At 67.2% G+C, this 3900-nt stretch carries 5 protein-coding genes; 2 read left to right on the forward strand and 3 right to left on the reverse strand.

Going from position 1 to position 3900, the window contains the following annotated elements:
* A partial coding sequence (locus tag AC1D00_RS30835; RefSeq protein WP_477013259.1) for a phasin family protein occupies window positions 1-311 on the forward strand: 311 nt, incomplete at its 5' end.
* A gap of 25 nt (window positions 312-336) precedes the next feature.
* Here the strand turns inward: AC1D00_RS30835 and AC1D00_RS30840 are convergent.
* From AC1D00_RS30840 to AC1D00_RS30850, 3 genes are read right to left on the reverse strand one after another with little or no spacing between them, the layout of a single operon-like run.
* Window positions 337-1569, reverse strand: coding sequence for a YbfB/YjiJ family MFS transporter (locus tag AC1D00_RS30840; RefSeq protein ID WP_477013260.1), 1233 nt, complete (start codon window positions 1567-1569; stop codon window positions 337-339).
* Between the two features lie 32 nt (window positions 1570-1601).
* Window positions 1602-1838 (reverse strand): tautomerase family protein, encoded by a 237-nt coding sequence (locus AC1D00_RS30845; RefSeq protein WP_028173203.1) that lies wholly within the window; start codon window positions 1836-1838, stop codon window positions 1602-1604.
* A 19-nt stretch (window positions 1839-1857) separates the two neighbouring features.
* Window positions 1858-2568 (reverse strand): SDR family NAD(P)-dependent oxidoreductase, encoded by a 711-nt coding sequence (locus AC1D00_RS30850; RefSeq protein WP_404558029.1) that lies wholly within the window; start codon window positions 2566-2568, stop codon window positions 1858-1860.
* A 212-nt stretch (window positions 2569-2780) separates the two neighbouring features.
* Between AC1D00_RS30850 and AC1D00_RS30855 the strand changes: the two genes are divergently transcribed.
* On the forward strand, window positions 2781-3704 hold the full coding sequence (locus tag AC1D00_RS30855; RefSeq protein ID WP_477013261.1) for a LysR family transcriptional regulator: 924 nt from the start codon (window positions 2781-2783) through the stop codon (window positions 3702-3704).
* Window positions 3705-3900 lie beyond the last annotated feature (196 nt).

Genomic DNA, 3900 nt, shown 5'->3' on the forward strand with positions numbered 1-3900 from the left:
ATGCCAGGGACCTCGCCAAGCCGCGGCTGGCCGATGCGACATCGGAAGCCAACGGAATCGCCACCGCAGAAAGCCACCTCATCGAGGCGATTGGAACGGCAGCCGAGTGTCGTGTCGTCGTGCTCGAACTGATGAAAGTCAATGCGGGCGCGACCTTGGAGTACGCGCGGGAGTTGGGYCGTGCGAGAACGCTGGCGGAGTTGGTTGAGCTGTCGAGCACGCATGCGCGACAGCAATGTGAGGTGGTCCTGAAGCAAACCGAGTTGCTGAGATCGCTTACTCAAATCATGACGAAGCCCGGTGCCGGGTAGCGCCGCTCGCCTTCCGTCATCGCGCTCAGGAGCTGCGCGGGACGGTCAGTGCGAGGCCGAGATCAATCGCGAGCGCCAGGACCGCTGCGCCGCCGCCTAAACCGAACAGCACGAGATAGTCGCCGCCGGTCTGCGCGTAAATCCAGGAGAAGCCGTAAGCCGCGGCCGCCTGGAACAGCGCAAAGCTGGTCGTGGCATGGCTCCATGTCGCGCGCTGCCGCTCGGAAGAATGCGGGACGAGCTCGTGGATGCGCCCGAGCACCAGCGGAACGATGCCGGGCGTGAAGCCGCCGACCACGACACTCGACACGATCAGCGAAACCGGCGCGGTGCTGACGGTCGGCAGCAGCACGGCCGCCGCCTCGATCAGGAAGGCCGCCCGCAGGGCCGGACCGAAACCTGCCCTGTCGCCGAGATGGCCGGTGACGAGCGGGCCAAGGATCGCGCCGAGACCGTACAGCACCCAGTAGCGCGATCCCGCAGCGATGCCCTGGCCGAGGCCGCGCGCCACGAAATCGACGATGAATACCATGTGCGGCACCAGCGCCACTGCGTTGAGGCCGTATTGGACCAGCAGCGCGCGGGCCGCCGTCGATGCATGGTGGTGCTTCGCGTGATGCAAAGGCGAAGCATCAGTCTTGGCCTCCGCGGGCCAGTTCCACCAGCTTGCGAGGGTGAGCAGCGCGGAGAGGGCGCCGAGGCCATACCAGCTCTGCTGCAAGCCTTGTTGCAGCAGCAGCGGCACCAGCGTGCCCGATGCGGCGACGCCAAGGCCGACACCCGCAAAGATCACGCCGCCGACGATGCCGCGCCTCGCGGCCGAAATGTGTGGCAGAATGACGGAGGCCGCCAGCACCATGATGATGCCGCCGGTGAGACCTGACAGGAAGCGCCAGGCGAAGAACCAGGTGAACGACACCGGGGCTGAACTGGCGAAGAAAGAGAGCGTGGCGAGTAGCATCATCGCGCGCAACGCGTGGACCGCGCCGATGCGGTCGGCGACAGCGCGCGCCGCGAGTGCGCCGGCGAGATAGCCGGCAAGGTTCGCCGCGCCGAGATAGACGACATCCGACGCGCTGAACCACTTTGCCGCGATCAACGCCGGGATCAGCGGCGTGTAGGAAAAGCGGGCAAGGCCGAGCCCGACCAGCGAGGCGGACAAGCCCGCCGTCGCATATCGCCAGGTAGACTGCGACGTCGATCCCGGCCGCTGTCGCGGCCGGGTGTCGACGTGCTGCTTTGCATCTGCGTTGGTCATGTCATCCTCCTGCGCGCTCGGTCGCGCGCGGATCATCCTGTCTGGGCGGCGCGGCGGCGCCGGAATTCCGGCACGGGCAGGCCGCCCCAGCCCCAATTGTCGGTGTCGACTTCCTCGATCACGACGAAGGTGGAATCGAGCGGCTTGCCGAGCACGTCGAGCAGGAGCTGGCTCGATCCCTTGATCAGCGCCGCCTTCTCTTCCGCCGTGAGCGACGCCGCGCCCGGCGTCGTTCCCTCGCGGGTCACTTGAATGGTGACGATGGGCATGGTGTCTCTCCTCCCACGCTCAGTGGCCGGCGCTCTGGCCGCCGTCGACATGCAGGATCTCGCCGGTGACGAAGGAAGCCCGCTCGAGATAGAGCACGGCATCGACGATATCGGACATCTCGCCGATGCGGCCGACCGGATGGAGCGCGCCGAGCTCGGCATGCGTCGAAACCGGATGCATCGGCGACTTGATGACGCCGGGCGCCACTGCGTTCACGCGGATGCCGCGCCTGGCGTATTCGATCGCGAGCGACTTGGTCGCGGCGTTGAGGCCGCCCTTGCTCAGCGAGGCCAGCACCGAGGGCACGTTCGAATTGGCGTGATCGACCAGGGTGGTCGTGATCTGCACGACGTGGCCCGAGCCCTGCTTTTCCATCTCGGCGATGGCGAGCTGCGTGATATTGAAGAAACCGGCGACGTTGGTGCCCATCACCGCCGCATAGTCCTCGGCGGTGTACTGCGTGAACGGCTTGGCGACGAAGATGCCGGCATTGTTGACCAGCGTGTCGACGCGGCCGAAGCGGGCGACGGCTTGCGAGACCACGCGCTCGGCGGTGGCCCGGTCGGCGATGTCGCCGGGAACGGCGAGGACGTCGTCGTCGCCCGACGGCTTGATGGAGCGCGCCGTTGCGACGACGCGATAGTTGCGATCGCGAAAACCCTGGACCAGGGCGGCGCCGATGCCCTGCGATGCACCGGTGATGATGGCGACTTTCTGCTCGATACCCATGACTGGCTCCTGTTGTTGGCTTGAGAACTGCGCCGGCGGTGGCCGGCTTGGGTCGTGACATAGGCCGCGGCGGCCCGGCTGCGAATACGCGCCGTCCGGCAGACACTCTTTCGCGGCGCGAACGAGTGACGGATCGGCGCCCTGCGGCGGTTGTGGCGGCCGGCGCGAACGCCTAGCCTTCAGCAGGAATCTCAGGGGGCGGCGGGAAGCGCATGGATCGTCTGGATGCGATGAAGGTGTTCGTCCTTGCGGTGGACGAGGGCAGCCTCGCCGCCGCGGGGCGCAAGCTCGGCCGTTCGCCGGCGGCGGTGAGCCGCGCCATCGCCTTCCTCGAGGAGCGCGTCGGTGCCGAGCTGCTGCACCGGACGACGCGGTCGATCAAGCTGAGCGAGGAGGGCGAGCGTTATGTCGCGATCTGCCGCCGCGTGCTCACCGAGCTGGAGGAGGCCGACGACATCGCGGCCGGACCGCGCATGGCGCCGCGTGGCCTGCTCACGATCACCGCGCCGGTGGTCTCGGGGGAGATGGTGCTGCGGCCGATCCTCGATGCGTTTCTCGACGCCTATCCGACCGTGTCGGCAAAGCTCCTGCTGTTCGACCGTGCGGTCAACCTGATCGAGGAGGGCATCGACATCGCGCTTCGCATCGGCCATCTCGCGGATTCGGCGATGGTGGCGATGCGGATCGGCGAGATCAGCCGCGTCGTGGTCGCTGCTCCCCGCTATCTGAAGCAGCATCCGCGCATCACTGACCCCGGCGATCTCGCCAAGCATCAGATCGTGGCGATGGCGCATCTGCCCAATTCCTGGACCTTCGCGCCACAGGCGGGCTCGTCGGCAGCCCGGACGGTCCAGTTCACCCCGCGGCTCGTCGTCAACAGCACCTATGCGGCGGTGGCGTCCGCGGTCGCCGGGCGGGGCGTGGCGCGGATGTATTCGTACCAGGTGGCCGAGCAGGTCGCGCGCGGCGAGCTCGAGATCGTGCTGGCCGCCGACCAGGATCCGGAGATGCCCGCGCATTTGATCTGCCCGCAGGGGCGGCTCTCGGTGCCCAAGGTGCGGGCATTCACCGACTTTGCCGTGCCTCGGCTGAAGAAGCAGTTTGTGCTGCTGAAGAAGAGCATCAATGCACGCTGAGCCGCCGGGCGCCCGGCAATGCGTTGTTTTGCGTATACGGCCGCCGGGCTGAATCGGCGATGCTGCCCGAACGGTTAACGCCGATTTAACGGATGAGTCCTAGCCTGTCTCGGCCGGGGTTACTCGCAAGGCCGAGGTGAGCCCAATGGAAGCCCAGAAAATCGCGGTCGACGCCGTCGTGGCGCTGACCGATTGC

Source organism: Bradyrhizobium sp. P2_E8, from assembly GCF_056403875.1.